Genomic DNA, 15323 nt, shown 5'->3' with positions numbered 1-15323 from the left:
GCTACGCGAGGGAGGGGGACGACACCCTCGGTGCGGGGCGGCCCTTCCTCGGTGTCCCTGAGATGGAGCGTGCCTGTTTCACGGGCATGGGCGTTGCCAAACGCTCTGAATGGCTGAAATGAAACGCTTGCGTAATGGAGGGCGCGCCACGCTGCGCGCAGCGCGCCTGTTCGGCCATGTGTGCAAGGGGCTGTGGATCGTGGCCCTGCGCTTTCCGCAGCTGCCCGAGGCGCGCCAGCACGCCCATGTGCAGGCCTGGGCCCTGCAGTTGCTGGCCCATGCGGGCGTGCGCCTGGAGATCCAGGGCGAGCCGCCGCGCCAGGGCCCCATGCTCATGGTCAGCAACCATATTTCCTGGCTCGACATTCCCGTGCTGCATGCGGCGCGGCACTGCCGCTTCATCTCCAAGTCCGACGTCAAGGGCTGGCCGCTGATCGGCACGCTGGCCACGGCGGCGGGCACGCTGTACATCGAGCGCACCTCGCGCCGCGATGCCCGGCGCATGGTGCAGAGCATGGAGGAATCCCTGCAGCGCCGCGAGATCCTGGCCATCTTCCCCGAAGGCACGACGGGCGACGGCCGCAAGCTGCTGCCCTTTCATGCCAACCTGCTGCAGGCGGCCGTGCAGATCGATGCGCCCGTGCTGCCCGTGGGCCTGCGCTTCATCGACGGCGCCACCGGGCAGATCAGCCACGCACCCAGCTACGAGGGCGACGAAACCCTGCTGGGCTCCATCTGGCGCACGCTGTGTGCCGACGACCTGGTGGCCGTCGTCCACTATGGCCAGCCTCAGACGGCCGAAGGCCGCGACCGCCGCGTCTGGGCCCAGGACCTGCATGCCGAGGTGGACCGGCTGCGCCAGGCCTGAACGCTGCCAGAGACATGACTGACACCCTCACGCTTCGGCCCTCGCGGCCTGATGACCTTCCCGCCCTGAACGCCGTGCTCTGGGCCACCTACGAGAGCACCTGGAAGCCCCAGCTGACGGCGGACAAGCATGCGCAGTTCTGCGCCTCCGGCAAGACCGCGCAGTACGTGCAGTCGCGCGGCCACCTGTTCTGGGTGGCCGAGTGCGATGGCGTGGTCGCCGGCTTCGTGGACTGGGTGGATGATTTCATCGGCGCCCTGCATGTGCTGCCGGCCTGGCAGGGGCGCGGCGTGGGCCGTGCGCTGCTGGCCCATGCCGAGCAGGCTCTGCGCGCCGCCGGCCACGCCCAGGTGCGCCTGGAGACCGACAGCTTCAACACCCAGGCCCTGGGCTTTTACACGGCGCAGGGCTACGCCACGCTGGACACCTATCCCGACGAGGAATGGGACTGCGGCCTGACCACGGTGCTCATGGGCAAGCCGCTGGCCTGAAAGGCCGGCCCCTCAGTTGCTGTAGGGCTGTCGCTCCAGTACCAGGTTGGCGAAGTCCTCCACCAGGTCGGCGCCCAGTTCCTCGATGGCGTCGTCTTCCTCGTCGAAGGCCCAGAGCACGCGGATGTCCGTGCCCTTGCTGCCTGCATGGTCGAGCAGCTCGAACAGCGAGCGCAGTCCCATGGTCGATGCGCTGTTGATGTACTGCAGCTTCACCTCGGCCACGAAGCGTGCGGGCTGGCTGGCCTCGAAGTACTGGCCCAGCATGGCCAGCAGGGGGTTGAAGAAGGGCAGCGGGTTTTCGGGATAGCACTCGCCTTCGATGCGCAAAAGCTGCTCGGCCGGCGAGAAGACCACTTCGGGCGTGACGGAAGTGCGTTCGGATTTCAGTGCTTGCATGGCGGCGTCATTCGGATTCGGGAAGGGGTCCCGGCGCTCAGATCAGCGCCTTGACGTGGAACACGGCATGGGGCGCGGTATCTGCGGCGTCCTCTCCCGTGGCGATGTGGTATTGCAGCGGTGCCGAGGCGTCGCGCGCAATGGTCAGCCAGCCCAGGCCCGCGCCGCGGCTGATGTCATCGCTGGCGCTGTGGTCGGTGTTGTGCAGCTGGGCCTTGTAGGCGGCCTTGATTTCGGGGTGGCTCATGGCGCGCACGGCATCCAGCTTGGCGGCCAGGCGCGGCACATGTTCGCGGCGCACGGCGTTGCTGCAGGCAATCCAGAAGCGCGCCTGTGCCTGATCGGCCCCCGCGTCCGGGACACCGGCCGGTGCATCGATGCGGCCCACGCCTATGGCGCCCTGCGCCACGGGTTCGCCGAGTGCCTGGCTGGCTCCGGCGTCAGAGGCAGGCAGCGGCGCCGCGTAGTGCAGCACGTTCTGCGCCATCTCGATGAAGGTGGAAAACAGCTTGCGCTTGGCGCTGCTCGATCCGTCCTCGCTGGCCAGCCGGCACTTGAGCGTGTCGGCTGCCGCCTGGATCACGTTGGGGTTGAAGGTGCCCGCGTAGTACAGCAGCAGGCCGTTGTGCTCGGCCTGGGCGCGCAGGTGCGCGAATTCGGACGGGCTCATGGCTGCAGGGCCTGGTTGCGCCACACCAGCAGCGAGACATCGTCGCGGCGGCGCTGCGTGCCCTGCCACTGGGCAAAGGCCTGCCGGAATTCGGCGCAGGCCTGGGCGGCGGGGCGGTCGTGCTGCTCGTGCAGGAAGCGCGCCAGGCGCTTTCTGCCATGGGCGATCTGGCGCGGGCCGCCCAATTGGTCGATGACGCCATCGGTGGCCACCATCAGCAGCGAGCCGGGCGCGACCTCCAGCTCCTGCGTGCTCCAGGCCGCGTCGTCGGGCGTGGTCGCATAGCCTATGCCCAGCTTGTCGCCGGCATGGATCTGTACCTGGGCCGCCTCCTGCACGCCGGGTGGCGCCACCAGCAGGTCCAGCCGGGCCGAGGCAAAGCGCAGTTGCGTGCCGCAGGGCGACTGCAGGAACAGCGCGGCGTCCAGGCCGTCGCTGGAGGATTTTTCGGCGGGCAGGCCGTCGGCGGGCGCTGCCGGTGCGCCCCAGGCGGGCTGGACGTCGCGGCTGCGCTGCTGCAGCACGCGCTTGATGTAGCGGTTCATCTGGCCCAGCAGGGCGCCGGGGTCGATGGCGGCGCCGGTGCCGGTGCCGATACCTGCAGGCGCCACGGCCTGTTCGAGAAAGGACAGCGCAATCAGCGTCATGAAGGCGCCCGGCACGCCGTGGCCCGTGCAGTCGAACATGCAGCCCAGCAGGCCCTGCGGAGTGGCGCGGAAGAAGTACGCATCGCCGCCCACCACGTCGCGCGGCTCCCACAGCAGGCCGTGGTCGGCCAGCTGGCTGGCGAGCACGCGGTCGGATTCGACCAGGTGCGAGCGCTGGATCAGGCTGGCGTAGTCGATGCTGGCCATGAGCTGGCGCGTCTTGTCGGCCTCGATGTCGGACATGGCGGCCATCAGCGCGTGGCCCGTGCCTATGCCTGCGTAGCGGCCTTCCTCCACGGTGATGAAGCCGTCCTTGAGCACGCGGCTGCCGCTGGCCAGCGCCTGCTGCACCAGCTGGTCGATGGGCAGGCCGGCCGCCACCACCATGGGCGCGGTGTCGGTGAATACCAGGCAGCTGCGGCGGCCGAACACGTCGCGCGCAAAGGGCCGCGCGTACTGCTCCATGAAGCGCTGGCGGTTGATCAGGCCCAGCGGCCGGTCATCGGCCACCACGGCCAGGGTTTCGAGCAGGGGCTGCTCGCTGAACAGCCGGTGCACATCCTCGTTGCTGGCCTCGGGGGGGATCGGTGCCGTGGGCTGGCTGAGCTGGCCCGCACGGGCCACAAGGCGCGGCGCGGCGGGCGCCGGGGCCAGCGCGGGAACGGGTACAGGGTCAGGTAGCTGATCCGCTGCGGGGTGCTGCGTGGAGGAGGGGTCCAGAGCAAACATGGGTGGCCTTGAATTGTCACAAGATGTGACTGATTCTGGGTTCCACCCGTGACCGTCGAATGACAAAGCCCGGACGGCGCGGCGGACGCCGCTGGTTCAGGCTGCAGCGGACTGCGGGGCGCCCTGTGTTTCTCGCGGGAAGGCGACCACGTGATTCATGTCGAGCCGGATTCCCACCCACTCGCCCACCGCATGGTCGTGGTGGCTGGGCACATGGGCCATCACGCTGTGGCCGCTGGCCAGCTCCAGCGTGTAGAGGAACTCCGAGCCGCGAAACGCCTTGCGCAGGATGCGCGCCTGCACGGGCGAGGCATCGTCGTGCACCACATCGTCGGCGCGCAGCAGCACATCGCATTCGCCGCCCGGAAACTGCGCGGGCAGCGGGCAGGTGGCCGGATCGACCAGATCGCCCAGCGCCGTGCGCGCCACCACGCCGCCGGCCCCGGAAGGCGCCAGCGTGGCCGGCACGAAGACGCCGTGGCCGATGAAGTCCGCCACGAAGCGCGTGGCAGGGCGGTGGTACAGCGAATAGGCGTCGTCCCACTGCTGCAGCTGCCCCTGGTGGACCACGCCGATCATGTCGCCGATGGCAAAGGCCTCCAGCTGGTCGTGCGTGACGAACAGGGCCGTGGCGCCTGCGGCCTTGAGGATGCCGCGCACCTCATGCGCCAGGCGCTCGCGCAGGTCCACGTCGAGGTTGGAGAACGGCTCGTCCAGCAGCATCAGCTGCGGGCTGGGCGCCAGTGCGCGCGCCAGTGCCACGCGCTGCTGCTGGCCGCCCGACAGCTCATGCGGAAACCTCCCTGCGCTGCCGGCCAGGCCCACCAGCTCCAGCACCTCGGCCACGCGCTCGGCCTGGCGCGCCTTGGGCAGATGGTGGATGCCGAAGGCCACGTTGCGGCCCACGTTCAGATGGGGGAACAGCGCATAGTCCTGGAACACCATGCCGATGCGCCGCTGCTCGGGAGGGAGCGAGAAATCCGCGCTGCCCACGAGCTGGCCGTCGATGCGGATCTCGCCGCCGCTCACGGGCTCCAGGCCCGCCACGGCACGCAGCAGCGTGGTCTTGCCGCAGCCCGAGGGGCCGATGAGCACGCCGATGTCGCCAGCGGCCAGATTCAGCGTGACGCCCTGCACGGCAGGCCTGTCGCGGCCCGGGTAGCGCACCTCGAGTTGGGAGACGGTCAAAAACATGCGGCGATTGTAGAACCGCGCAAATGAATAGAATTCGCATTTGCATTGGCGGGCCAGGGGCATGCCCGGAGCCCGCCGACTCCAGCAGCCTGCAGGCACGCCCGGTCTCGGCGGCGCATCGGCCCACAGGCCGGCGGCAGCCGCAGATCCCGGCCCGTTCCATAGCCCGGCAGCCAGATCCTCCCCTCATCCTCTAGCCGAGACCTCCGCTTTGCGCCGTCTGTCGTCCGTACTCCGCTCCCTTCCCCTGCTTCTTCTGGCCCTGGTGCTGATGCTGCCCGTGCTGGCCGTGCTCGGCTCCTGGCTGCCCGTGGGGCAGGGCGATGCCCTGGCCGGCTCCATCCTGCGCGAGATGGCGGCCACCGTGCTGCCCGGCTATCTGTGGACCACGGTCTGGCTGGGCCTGCTGGTGGCGCTGGGCGCGGCCATCGTGGGCACGGGCACGGCGGCGGCCGTGACGCTGTTCGACTTCCGTGGCCGGCGCCAGCTCGAATGGCTGCTGCTGCTGCCGCTGGCCATGCCGGCCTATGTCACGGCCTATGCCTATACCGACTTCCTGCAGTTCAGCGGCCCGCTGCAGACCTGGCTGCGCGACACCTATGGCCTGGAAGGCCGGCTCCTGCCCGAGGTGCGCAGCCTGGGCGGCGCGGTCTGGGTCTTCATCTTCTCGCTCTACCCGTATGTCTACCTGCTGGCGCGCACCGCGCTGGGCGAGCGCGCCGCGCACCTGATGGAGGCCGCGCGCCTGATGGGCGCGCCGCTGTCGCGGCGCATCTGGTCGGTGGCGCTGCCGCTGGCGCGCCCGGCCGTGGCCGCTGGCGTGGCCCTGGTGGTGATGGAGACGCTGGCCGACTTCGGCGTGGTCAGCTACTTCGGCATACAGACCTTCACCACGGGCATCTACAAGGCCTGGCTGTCCATGGACAACCGCATTGCCGCCGCGCAACTGGCGACCTTCCTGCTGGTGCTGGTGGTGCTGCTGCTGCAGCTGGAGCTGCGCGCCCAGCGGCGCATGCGCTTCGTCACCGGCAGCACGGGCCGCGCCAGCTCGGCCGAGGCGCAGCCGCTGCGCCTGCGCGGCTGGCGCTGCGCGCTGGCCTGGCTGGCGTGCCTGCTGCCCGTGCTCATGGGCTTTGTGGCGCCCGTGTTCTTCATGCTGCGCCCGCTGGCGGCCGACTGGTCGGTGCTGCCCTGGGACCGCTTCCTCGACTGGGCGCTCAACAGCGTGCGCCTGGGCACCATCACCTCGGTGCTGGCCGTCATCATCGCCGTGGCCCTGGCGTTTGCCGTGCGCCGCCACAAGGAGTCGGCCGTCACGCGCGGCGTGGTGCAACTGGCCAGCCTGGGCTATGCGGTGCCGGGCGCCGTCGTCGTCGTCGGCCTGCTGCTGCCCGTGGGCTGGGTGCAGCAGGTGCGGCCCGAATGGGGCTTTGCCGGCCTGGTCACGGCCACCGCCGTAGGCATTGTCTGGGCCTACCTGGTGCGCTTTTGCGCCGTGGCCCTGCAGTCCATGCAAAGCGGTTATGCGCGCATCGCGCCCAGCCTGGACGACTCGGCCCGCATGCTGGGCACGGGCGCCTGGGGCATGCTGTCGCGCGTGCACTGGCCGCTGCTCAGGCGCTCCACGGCGGCGGCGGCGCTGCTGGTCTTCGTCGATGTGATGAAGGAGCTGCCCGCCACCATGGTGCTGCGCCCCTTCAACAGCGACACCCTGGCCGTCGTGGCCTACCAGCTCGCGCGCGACGAACGCCTGGGCGAGGCCGCCCTGCCGTCGCTGGCCCTGGTGCTGGTGGGCCTGATCCCCGTGATCATGCTCAGCCGCACGCTGCGCGCCGAGCGCCCGGGCACGGCCCGCTGAGCCTGCGCTGCCGGGTGCTGCAAAGCGCGGCCCGGCAAACCCCGCTACGCTCGCGCCATGCACGCCAGAGTCCTGCGCTATCTCGACGAAGTGGTCCGCCGCGGTTCCATCCGCAAGGCGGCCGAACATCTGCACGTGGCCCCCACGGCCGTCAACCGCCAGATCCTCGACCTGGAGGCCGAGCTGGGCACGCCCCTGTTCGAGCGCATCCACAAGCGCCTGCGCCTCACCCCGACGGGCGAGATGGTGCTGGCCCATGTGCGCGCCACGCTGCGCGAGCATGCGGCGCTGCGCGAGCGCATTGCCGAACTGCAGGGCGCGCGCAGCGGCGAGATCACCGTGGCCGCGACCACAGGGCTGGCCGGCTCGCTGCTGCCCTCGCTGGTGCATGAATTCCGTCAGCGCCACCCGGGCATCGTGGTGCGCATCATCGACCTGCCCCTGAGCGACATCGCGGCCGCCGTGGAAGGCGGCGACGCCGACCTGGGCCTGGCCTACGACCTGTCCGAACGCCCCGCGCTGCGCGCGCTGGCCACCAGCGAATGGCAGATCGGCGCCATCGTGCCGCCCCGGCATGCGCTGGCGCGCCAATCGTCCGTGCTGCTCAGCGAGTGCATAGGCCATCCGCTCATCCTGCCCGCGCCGCCGCTGTCCATCCGCAGCCTGCTGGACGAAGCCTTTGCGCGCAACGCCATCGAGGTCACGCCCGTGGCCGAATCCACCTCCATGGCGCTGATCCAGCGCCTGGTCATGCTGGGCGAGGGCATTGCCCTGCTCAACCCGCTGGACGTGATGGAGGAGCGCAGCCGCAATGCCCTGGTCTTCGTGCCTTTGCGCGATGCGCATCTGCGGCGGCAGACGCTGGTGCTGACCGGCCGGGCCAGGGGGCAGTTGAGCGCGGCGGGGGAGCTGATGGCCCAGTCCATCGGCCAGGCGCTGGCAAGGCTGTTCGCCGGGGGGCGGTGAGTCTTAGTCACTTGTCCACTTTTTGTGGACACATCGGGCGGAATTCAGCGCTATCGGCAATGGCTTGTCCTTCCTAGACTGGCGGCTTTTCCATTTCGAAGAAGAGAACGCCATGACCTTGATCGCACTGAACGCCGATGTACTCGTCACCATGGATGCGCAGCGCCGCGAGATCCGCGACGGCGCCCTGGTGGCCGACGGCCCGGCCGTGCAATGGGTGGGCGCCACGGCCGATCTGCCGCCGCAGTACCGCCGCATGGTGGACGACGGCACGGCCCAGGTGCTGGACATGCGCGGCCGAGTGGTCATGCCGGGCCTGGTCAACACGCACCACCACATGTACCAGAGCCTCACGCGCGCCGTTCCGGCCGCGCAGGATGCGGAGCTGTTCTCGTGGCTCACCAACCTGTACATGCTGTGGTCGCACCTCACGCCGGAGATGATCCACGTCTCCACCCAGACCGCCATGGCCGAGCTGATGCTGTCGGGCTGCACCACCACCAGCGACCACCTGTACCTGTATCCGAATGGCGCTCGGCTGGATGACTCCATCGCCGCGGCGCAGCAGATGGGCATGCGCTTTCATGCGGCGCGCGGCTCCATGAGCCTGGGCCGCAGCAAGGGCGGCCTGCCGCCTGACGCGGTGGTGGAGGAAGAGGAAGCCATCCTGCGCGACAGCCTGCGCCTGATCCAGCAATACCACGACAGCGCACGCCACTCCATGCTGCGCGTGGTGCTGGCGCCGTGCTCGCCGTTCTCGGTGACGCGCGAGCTGATGCGCGAGTCCGCCGTGCTGGCGCGTGCGCACGGCGTGTCGCTGCACACCCACCTGGCCGAGAACGACAACGACGTCGCCTTCTCTCGCGAGAAATTCGGCCTCACCCCCGCGCAGTACGCCGAAAGCCTGGGCTGGGTCGGCCCCGATGTCTGGCATGCCCACTGCGTCAAGCTCGATGCCGAGGGCATTGCGCTGTTCGCGCGCACGGGCACGGGCGTGGCGCATTGCCCGTGCTCCAACATGCGCCTGGCCTCGGGCATTGCACCCGTGCGCACCATGCGCGATGCGGGCGTGCCCGTGGGCCTGGGCGTGGACGGCAGCGCCTCCAACGACGGCGCCCACATGCTGGGCGAGGCGCGCCAGGCCCTGCTGCTGCAGCGCGTGGGCCACGGCCCTGCCGCCATGGGCGCGCGCGAGGCGCTGGAGATCGCCACGCTGGGCGGCGCGCGCGTGCTGGGGCGCGACGACATCGGCGCGCTGGCGCCGGGCATGTCGGCCGACTTCGTGGCCTTCGACATGTCGGGCGTGGGTTACGCGGGCGCAGGCCATGACCCCGTGGCCGCGCTGGTGTTCTGCACGCCCACCGACGTGTCCACCAGCGTCATCAACGGCCGCGTCGTGGTCCGCGACGGCCACCTGCTCACCGCCGACCTGCCGCGCGTGCTGACACGCCACCGCGAACTGGCCCGCACGCTGTTCGAGCGCGCAGCGGGCCACTGACATAACCCTGCAGCGCGGCAGGCCGGCACCCAGGCCATCGCGGGTGCTGGCCTGCCGCGCTGCGCCATTCCCCCGAAGCATCTCCAGGAGGCTCGAAGACCCGGACAGCACTTTCAGGACCCCCACCCTTTTCCGGCACCACTGCCCCGACATACATACAAGCGCCTCTGAAGAGGCCGACGGCCAGGACACAAGGAGACAAGACAATGGAACAACTGCTTTACAAGGTGGAAGACCGACCGCCAATGCTCATCACCACGGTGCTTCTGTCGCTGCAGCACCTGCTGGCGGCGCTGGGCGGCATCATCGCCGTGCCCCTGGTCTTCGGCGGGGCGCTCAAGCTGCCGGCCGACCAGATCGTGGCGCTGGTGAATGCAGCGCTGCTGGGCTCGGGCGTGGTCACCATCGTCCAGTGCAGGGGGGTGGGGCCCGTGGGCATACGGCTGCCATGCGTCATGGGCACAAGCTTCGCCTTCGTGGGCGCGGGCATCAGCGTGGGACTGGAGCATGGCGTGGCCGGCATCCTGGGCTCCTCGCTGGTAGGGTCGCTGGTGATGATCGTGGGCAGCTACTTCATGCCCGTGATCCGCCGCTTCTTTCCGCACACCGTGACCAGCGTGGTCGTGACCATGATCGGCCTGTCGCTGACTCCCGTCGCCGTGGACTGGGCTGCGGGCGGCGTGGGCCGCAGCGACTACGGCGCGATCGGCCACCTGGCCATCGCCGGCTTCGTGCTGGTGCTGGTGATCGGCTTCGTGCAGTGGGGCAGGGGCATCGTCTCTGCCTCGGCCGTGGTGCTGGGCATCGCCTGCGGCTATGTGCTGTGCCTGGCGCTGGGCCTGATCGACTTCACCCAGGTGAGCGAGGCCGCGGTCTTCGCCATCCCGCAGCCGCTGACCTTCGGCATGACGTTCCCGGTGGCCGGCATCGTCGCCATGTCCATCGCCTTTCTGGTGACCATCGTCGAGACCACGGGCACCTTCATGGCCCTGGGCGCGGCCACGCAGACGCGCATCGACGGCAAGCGCCTGTCCAGCGGCATGCTGTGCGATGGCGTGGGCTCGGCCTTCGCCGCCGTGATGTCCAGCCCTCCGCTGTCCACCTTCGCCCAGAACGTGGGCGTGGTCTCGCTGACCGGCGTGGCCAGCCGCCACGTGGTCATGCTGACGGGCGTCATGCTGCTGCTGGCCGGCCTCTTTCCTGTGCTGGGCGCACTGGTGGTGACGATTCCGCAGCCCGTGCTCGGCGGCGCGGGGCTGATGATGTTTGCCATGATCATTTCGGCCGGCATCCGCATGCTCAGCGGCGCCGAGCACTCGCGGCGCGCCAGCCTGATCATCGCGGTCTCGCTGGGCTGCGGCCTGGCGGTCACGGTGCGCCCGGACCTGCTGGCCCGCATGCCTGCCTTCGTGCGCGAAGTCTTCGGCTCGGGCATCACCGTCGGCGCCCTGGTCGCTGTGGGGCTGAACCTGCTGCTGCCCGGCCGCGAGGTCGATGCCCATCCCGAGGAAGCCGTGGCCTGATGCGCATTTTCATGGGCCTACACTGCGGCCCATGAACACCACCGCACCCCGCACCGACATCACCATCTACCACAACAACCGCTGCAGCAACTCGCGCGGCGCGCTGGCCCTGCTGCGCGACAACGGCGTGGAGCCGACCATCGTCGACTACATCGCCCAGCCCCTGGACGCTGAGCAACTGCAGGCCCTGGTCCGGCAGCTGGGCATGCCCGTGCGCGAGCTGCTGCGCAGCAAGGAAGCCGTCTACACCGAGCTGGGCCTGGGCGATGCATCCGTCAGCGATGCGCAGCTCATCGCCGCCGTGGCCGAGCACCCCGTGCTGCTCAACCGCCCCATCGTCGTCACCCCCAAGGGCGCGGCGCTGTGCCGCCCGCCGGAGAAGGTGCTGGCGCTGATCTGAGATGCACGGCGAGGGTTCTAAGCCTCGCCTAAGTCTGCCCCTTCAGACTTCTCCCCAACGCAGCAAGGAACGCTGCTTTTGAGGAAAGGTCTGCGATGAACAAGATTCTGTCCACTCCCCGCCGTCTGGTGCTGGCCCTGGTGGCCGCAGGTGCCATCGGCGCCCTGGGCGCCACGGGCGCCGGTCTGGTTGGTGTGGTGCATGGCGATGCGCGTGCCGCCACGTCGCTGTTTGCGCCTGCAGCACAGCCTGCTTCTCCAGCTTCTCCCGCCGCTGCCGTGGTGGCGCCCAACTTTGCCGACATCACGGCGCGCAATGGCGCGGCCGTGGTCAACATCAGCGTGGTCGGCAGTTCGCGTGCCATGGGCGAGGATGGCGACGAGGCCGCTGCGCGGCAGGGCCAGGGCCAAGGTCAGGGCCTGCAGGGCATGGACCCCAACGATCCGTTCTTTGAATTCTTCCGCCGCTTCGGCGTGCCCGGCATGCCGGGCATGGGCCAGGGCCAGCCCCAGCGCGATGTGCCCACGCGCGGCGAAGGCTCGGGCTTCATCGTCTCCAGCGACGGCCTGATCCTGACCAACGCCCACGTGGTGCGTGGCGCCAAGGAAGTCACTGTCAAGCTCACCGACCGGCGCGAGTTCAGCGCCAAGGTGCTGGGCGCCGATCCCAAGACCGACGTGGCCGTGCTGCGCATCGAGGCGAAGAACCTGCCCACCGTATCGCTGGGCAAAACGGCCGATCTGCGCGTGGGCGACTGGGTGCTGGCCATCGGCTCGCCCTTCGGCTTCGAGAGCAGCGTGACGGCCGGCGTGGTCAGCGCCAAGGGCCGCACCCTGCCTGACGACTCCTTCGTGCCCTTCCTGCAGACCGACGTGGCCATCAACCCCGGCAACTCGGGCGGCCCGCTGTTCAATGCGCGCGGCGAGGTGGTGGGCATCAACAGCCAGATCTACTCGCGCTCGGGCGGCTACCAGGGCGTGTCCTTCGCCATTCCCATCGAGGTGGCCACGCGCGTGCAGCAGCAGATCGTGGCCACGGGCAAGGTGCAGCATGCGCGGCTGGGCGTGGCCGTGCAGGAGGTGAACCAGGCCTTTGCCGATTCCTTCAAGCTTGACCGTCCCGAAGGCGCCCTGGTGTCCAGCGTGGACAAGAGCGGCCCCGCCGCCAAGGCGGGCCTGGAGCCCGGCGACGTGGTGCGCAAGATCGATGGCCAGCCCATCGTGGGATCGGGCGATCTGCCGGCCTTTGTGGGCCAGGCGCTGCCGGGCCAGAAGGTCACGCTGGAGATATGGCGCAACGGCGAGGCCCGTACCCTGAATGCCGTGCTGGGCGATGCCAGCGACAAGGCCGCCAAGGTGGCCAAGGACAAGCCCGACGCCGGCAAGGGCAAGCTGGGCCTGGCCCTGCGCCCGCTGCAGCCCGAGGAAAAGCAGCAGATCGGCGTGAAGGACGGTCTGGTCGTGGCCGACGCCGCAGGCCCGGCCGCCGAGGCCGGCATCACGCAGGGCGATGTGCTGCTGTCCATCAATGGCACGCCTGCCGGTGATATCGAGGCCGTGCGTGCCGCCATGGCCAAGGCCGGCAAGACCGTGGCCGTGCTGATCTGGCGCGATGGCAACAGGATCTTTGTCCCCGTACGTCTCGGGTAAGTGAAAGGAGGTAAGGGACCAGAAGCATCCACACACTTGATTGATCGCACGGCCCCGGCGTGAATGCGCCGGGGCTATCGCTTTGGGAAAACCCAGAGAAAAATGCCAGCGGTCCAAGGAGCGGTAAGCCAATGTGATGGTTGTATCGTGTGAAATGACGCCCATTTGCGTTAGTAATGTTTCTTTTTGTGACGGATTGATGTAAGGGAAACCGCTTAGACTGCCGGCCCATCGAGGCGTGCGCTGACCGTCTTGATTCACGGAATACGGCCCCTGGGGGCGCAACGCATCACAGGAAAGGCACGGCTTTGAATCAGGACTACAGCTTGCAGGTGGCGGGTTTGGGCGCATCGTTCGGTGCGCGCGTCATCCTGGCTGAGGTGGACTTCGCACTGCCCGCCCGGGGCGTCAACGTTTTGCTGGGGCCTTCGGGATCGGGCAAATCCACCCTGCTGCGCACGCTGGCCGATCTCAATGCCGCCAACCCGCGTTTTCGCCGCTGGGGCAGCACGCGCTACGCGGGCCAGCCATGGCGCAGCGGCCTGCAGGCGCCGCGCCTGGTGCAGCAGCAGGCCAGGCTGATGATGGCCAGCACCTTCGATGCCATCGTGGAGCTGGCGCGCCCCCGTCTCAAGCTGGTGCCGCATGAGCTGCGCGACTGGTGCCGCGCCCAGGTGCAGGCCTTCGGCTTCCCCGAGCTTGCGCTGATGTTCGACCAGCCGGCGCTGCAACTGTCCCCCGTGCAGCAGCGGGCCGTGGCCATCCTGCGCGAGGCGCTGGCCGAGCCGGTGCTGCTGATGGTGGACGAGCCCACGGCCGAGCTGGAGGGCTACGAGGCCTTCGTGCTGCTGGAACTGCTGCGCCAGGTGGGTCAGCGCACTGCCGTGCTGATGAGCACGCACCAGCAGCAGCACGCGCAGGCCGTGGCGCAGGACATGCTGCTGCTGGCCGGCGGCCGCATCGCCGAGGCGCAATCCATGGAAGCCTTTCAGCGTGCACCGCTGTCGCTGGCGGGCCAGCAGTTCCTGCGCACCGGCAGCTGTGCCGTGGCCTCTCCCGATGCGCGGGCCGAAGACCTGGAGGAGGGCGTGCCCCTGCCTCCTCCGCTGCCTGCAGCGGCCATGGCCGCGATCTCCGAATTTCTGTCGGATGCAGTGGCCGCCGAGCCTGCATCCGAGCCCATGCCTGCACCTGAGCCTGCGCCTGCGCCTGCGCCTGCGCCTGCACCCGTGCCTGCACCCGCACCCGCACCCGCACCGACACCCGCTCCCCGTCCACGCGCCGTCAATCCCGCCGTGCTGGTGGACTGGCAGCCGCTGGCCGCAGACCCGCAGGCCGTGCCCGCCAGCCGTGGCCCCAACGGTTTTGCCTGGCTGGTGCCGGGCCGGCTGGCCGGTGCGCCGCAGCCCGGCGTGGTGCAGTCCATGGACTTCGACCTGAAGGCCCTGCGCGGCTGCGGCGTCACCGTGCTGATCACGCTGACCGAAAACGACCTGCCGCAAGAGCCGCTGCAGCGGCACGGCCTGCGCAACCTGCACCTGCCGGTGCGCGACCACGAATCACCCACGGTGGCCCAGATCCAGATGCTGCTGGCGCGCATGTCGGCCATGCTGCGCGCGGGCGAGGTGCTGGCCGTGCACTGCCTGGCCGGCCTGGGCCGCACGGGCACGGTGCTGGCCGCATGGCTGGTGCGCGAGGGCCTCACCGCCGACGAGGCGCTGCGCCGCGTGCGCCTCATCGACGCCCAGTACGTGCAGTCCCAGGCCCAGGAGGACCTGCTCTACGCGTACGAAGTGGCACTGCTGCTGAAGATGGGCTGACCGATCACATCCATTCACAATAAAAGGAAAGCTGCAATGAGCCTGGATAACGTTTTGAGCGAGGTGGCCGGGTCCGTGCCCGAGTGCCTGGCCATCGGCTACGTGGATGCCGCCTCCGGCATGCTGCTGGCCATCCGCACGGTGGACTCGCATCCGCGCGAAGTCATCGACCTGGTGGCCGCCGCCACGGCCGACCTGTTCAACGGCCCCAATGTCTCGATGATCGAGAGCCTGTTCAAGAAGTCGCGCGGCCTCAAGGACGACGGCCACCACTATTTCCAGGAGCTCATCGTCAACAGCGACAACCTCATCCACGTCTTCCTGCGCGGCAAGCTCATGCCCGACTACGTGGCCGTCTTCGTGTGCCGCCGCACGGCCAACCTGGGCATGGCGCTGACCAAGGCCCGGATGGCCATGCCTAAGATTGAAGCGGCGGTGTGACCGCCGCTCACCCCCTGAGTCGCTGCGCGCCTTCCCCCTCTCTAATCGCTTCGCGAAGGAGGGGGACGACAGCCTCGCGGCGGGGCGGCCCTTGCTCGCTGTCCCTGACGTTTGAGCGCGCCAGTTTCGGGCGGCATGTGCCTCAGAACTGAGCCAGCCTTCCAGGGAGC

The 15323-nt window shown here is 69.2% G+C and carries 14 protein-coding genes; 10 read left to right on the top strand and 4 right to left on the bottom strand.

The features are described from left to right. Positions 1 to 118: 118 nt before the first annotated feature. Together IAE24_RS08465 and IAE24_RS08460 are read left to right on the top strand one after the other, a co-directional pair. The gene (locus IAE24_RS08465; RefSeq protein WP_043824190.1) at positions 119 to 868 is read left to right on the top strand and encodes a lysophospholipid acyltransferase family protein; all 750 of its coding nucleotides are present in this window, start codon (positions 119 to 121) and stop codon (positions 866 to 868) included. Positions 869 to 882: 14 nt separating this feature from the next. Then, a complete protein-coding gene (locus tag IAE24_RS08460) occupies positions 883 to 1359 on the top strand; it encodes a GNAT family N-acetyltransferase (RefSeq protein WP_199960180.1) in 477 nt (158 codons plus the stop codon). A gap of 12 nt (positions 1360 to 1371) precedes the next feature. Here IAE24_RS08460 and IAE24_RS08455 read toward each other — a convergent pair whose 3' ends face one another. The 4 genes from IAE24_RS08455 to IAE24_RS08440 all read right to left on the bottom strand — a co-directional run bounded on the left by IAE24_RS08455 (position 1372) and on the right by IAE24_RS08440 (position 4998). Next, positions 1372 to 1758, bottom strand: a complete 387-nt coding sequence (locus IAE24_RS08455) for a DUF1987 domain-containing protein (RefSeq protein ID WP_012203514.1) — start codon at positions 1756 to 1758, stop codon at positions 1372 to 1374. 37 nt (positions 1759 to 1795) lie between these two features. After that, entirely contained in the window at positions 1796 to 2428 is a 633-nt protein-coding gene (locus IAE24_RS08450; RefSeq protein ID WP_099752510.1) for a DUF6272 family protein, read from the bottom strand. Further along, positions 2425 to 3804 (bottom strand): SpoIIE family protein phosphatase, encoded by a 1380-nt coding sequence (locus tag IAE24_RS08445; protein ID WP_099752509.1) that lies wholly within the window; start codon positions 3802 to 3804, stop codon positions 2425 to 2427. Before IAE24_RS08445 ends, IAE24_RS08450 begins: the two co-directional genes overlap by 4 nt. A gap of 96 nt (positions 3805 to 3900) precedes the next feature. Then, positions 3901 to 4998, bottom strand: a complete 1098-nt coding sequence (locus IAE24_RS08440; RefSeq protein WP_013804019.1) for an ABC transporter ATP-binding protein — start codon at positions 4996 to 4998, stop codon at positions 3901 to 3903. Between the two features lie 211 nt (positions 4999 to 5209). Here IAE24_RS08440 and IAE24_RS08435 point away from each other — a divergent pair, with 211 nt between their 5' ends. From IAE24_RS08435 to IAE24_RS08400, 8 genes are all read left to right on the top strand, one after another. Next, entirely contained in the window at positions 5210 to 6856 is a 1647-nt protein-coding gene (locus IAE24_RS08435) for an ABC transporter permease (RefSeq protein ID WP_096915293.1), read from the top strand. Positions 6857 to 6913: 57 nt separating this feature from the next. Further along, positions 6914 to 7822, top strand: coding sequence for a LysR family transcriptional regulator (locus IAE24_RS08430; protein ID WP_012203519.1), 909 nt, complete (start codon positions 6914 to 6916; stop codon positions 7820 to 7822). Positions 7823 to 7934: 112 nt separating this feature from the next. Further along, a complete protein-coding gene (locus IAE24_RS08425) occupies positions 7935 to 9320 on the top strand; it encodes an 8-oxoguanine deaminase (RefSeq protein WP_013804017.1) in 1386 nt (461 codons plus the stop codon). Between the two features lie 206 nt (positions 9321 to 9526). Beyond that, a complete protein-coding gene (locus IAE24_RS08420; RefSeq protein ID WP_013804016.1) occupies positions 9527 to 10843 on the top strand; it encodes a nucleobase:cation symporter-2 family protein in 1317 nt (438 codons plus the stop codon). A 31-nt stretch (positions 10844 to 10874) separates the two neighbouring features. After that, positions 10875 to 11243 carry an arsenate reductase (glutaredoxin) gene (gene arsC / locus IAE24_RS08415; protein ID WP_199960179.1) on the top strand — a complete coding sequence of 123 codons (369 nt, stop codon included), beginning with the start codon at positions 10875 to 10877 and terminating at the stop codon, positions 11241 to 11243. 95 nt (positions 11244 to 11338) lie between these two features. Further along, positions 11339 to 12892: a Do family serine endopeptidase gene (locus IAE24_RS08410; RefSeq protein ID WP_199960178.1), complete on the top strand. Its 1554-nt coding sequence runs from the start codon at positions 11339 to 11341 to the stop codon at positions 12890 to 12892. Between the two features lie 308 nt (positions 12893 to 13200). Then, positions 13201 to 14712, top strand: a complete 1512-nt coding sequence (locus IAE24_RS08405) for a phosphatase domain-containing putative toxin (RefSeq protein WP_199960177.1) — start codon at positions 13201 to 13203, stop codon at positions 14710 to 14712. Positions 14713 to 14748: 36 nt separating this feature from the next. Further along, on the top strand, positions 14749 to 15153 hold the full coding sequence (locus IAE24_RS08400) for a hypothetical protein (RefSeq protein ID WP_012203525.1): 405 nt from the start codon (positions 14749 to 14751) through the stop codon (positions 15151 to 15153). Positions 15154 to 15323 lie beyond the last annotated feature (170 nt).

This window comes from Delftia sp. S65 (assembly GCF_016516495.1).
Lineage (GTDB): Bacteria > Pseudomonadota > Gammaproteobacteria > Burkholderiales > Burkholderiaceae_C > Comamonas > Comamonas acidovorans.
Note: the sequence above shows the minus strand (reverse complement) of the source record. Positions and strands in the feature narration are given on the sequence as shown.

Coding starts and splice junctions, on each gene's coding strand:
- IAE24_RS08465 (WP_043824190.1), top strand. CDS start 119: ATGAAACGCTTGCGTAATGGAGGGCGCGCCACGCTGCGCGCAGCGCGC.
- IAE24_RS08460 (WP_199960180.1), top strand. CDS start 883: ATGACTGACACCCTCACGCTTCGGCCCTCGCGGCCTGATGACCTTCCC.
- IAE24_RS08455 (WP_012203514.1), bottom strand. CDS start 1,758: ATGCAAGCACTGAAATCCGAACGCACTTCCGTCACGCCCGAAGTGGTC.
- IAE24_RS08450 (WP_099752510.1), bottom strand. CDS start 2,428: ATGAGCCCGTCCGAATTCGCGCACCTGCGCGCCCAGGCCGAGCACAAC.
- IAE24_RS08445 (WP_099752509.1), bottom strand. CDS start 3,804: ATGTTTGCTCTGGACCCCTCCTCCACGCAGCACCCCGCAGCGGATCAG.
- IAE24_RS08440 (WP_013804019.1), bottom strand. CDS start 4,998: ATGTTTTTGACCGTCTCCCAACTCGAGGTGCGCTACCCGGGCCGCGAC.
- IAE24_RS08430 (WP_012203519.1), top strand. CDS start 6,914: ATGCACGCCAGAGTCCTGCGCTATCTCGACGAAGTGGTCCGCCGCGGT.
- IAE24_RS08425 (WP_013804017.1), top strand. CDS start 7,935: ATGACCTTGATCGCACTGAACGCCGATGTACTCGTCACCATGGATGCG.
- IAE24_RS08420 (WP_013804016.1), top strand. CDS start 9,527: ATGGAACAACTGCTTTACAAGGTGGAAGACCGACCGCCAATGCTCATC.
- arsC (WP_199960179.1), top strand. CDS start 10,875: ATGAACACCACCGCACCCCGCACCGACATCACCATCTACCACAACAAC.
- IAE24_RS08410 (WP_199960178.1), top strand. CDS start 11,339: ATGAACAAGATTCTGTCCACTCCCCGCCGTCTGGTGCTGGCCCTGGTG.
- IAE24_RS08400 (WP_012203525.1), top strand. CDS start 14,749: ATGAGCCTGGATAACGTTTTGAGCGAGGTGGCCGGGTCCGTGCCCGAG.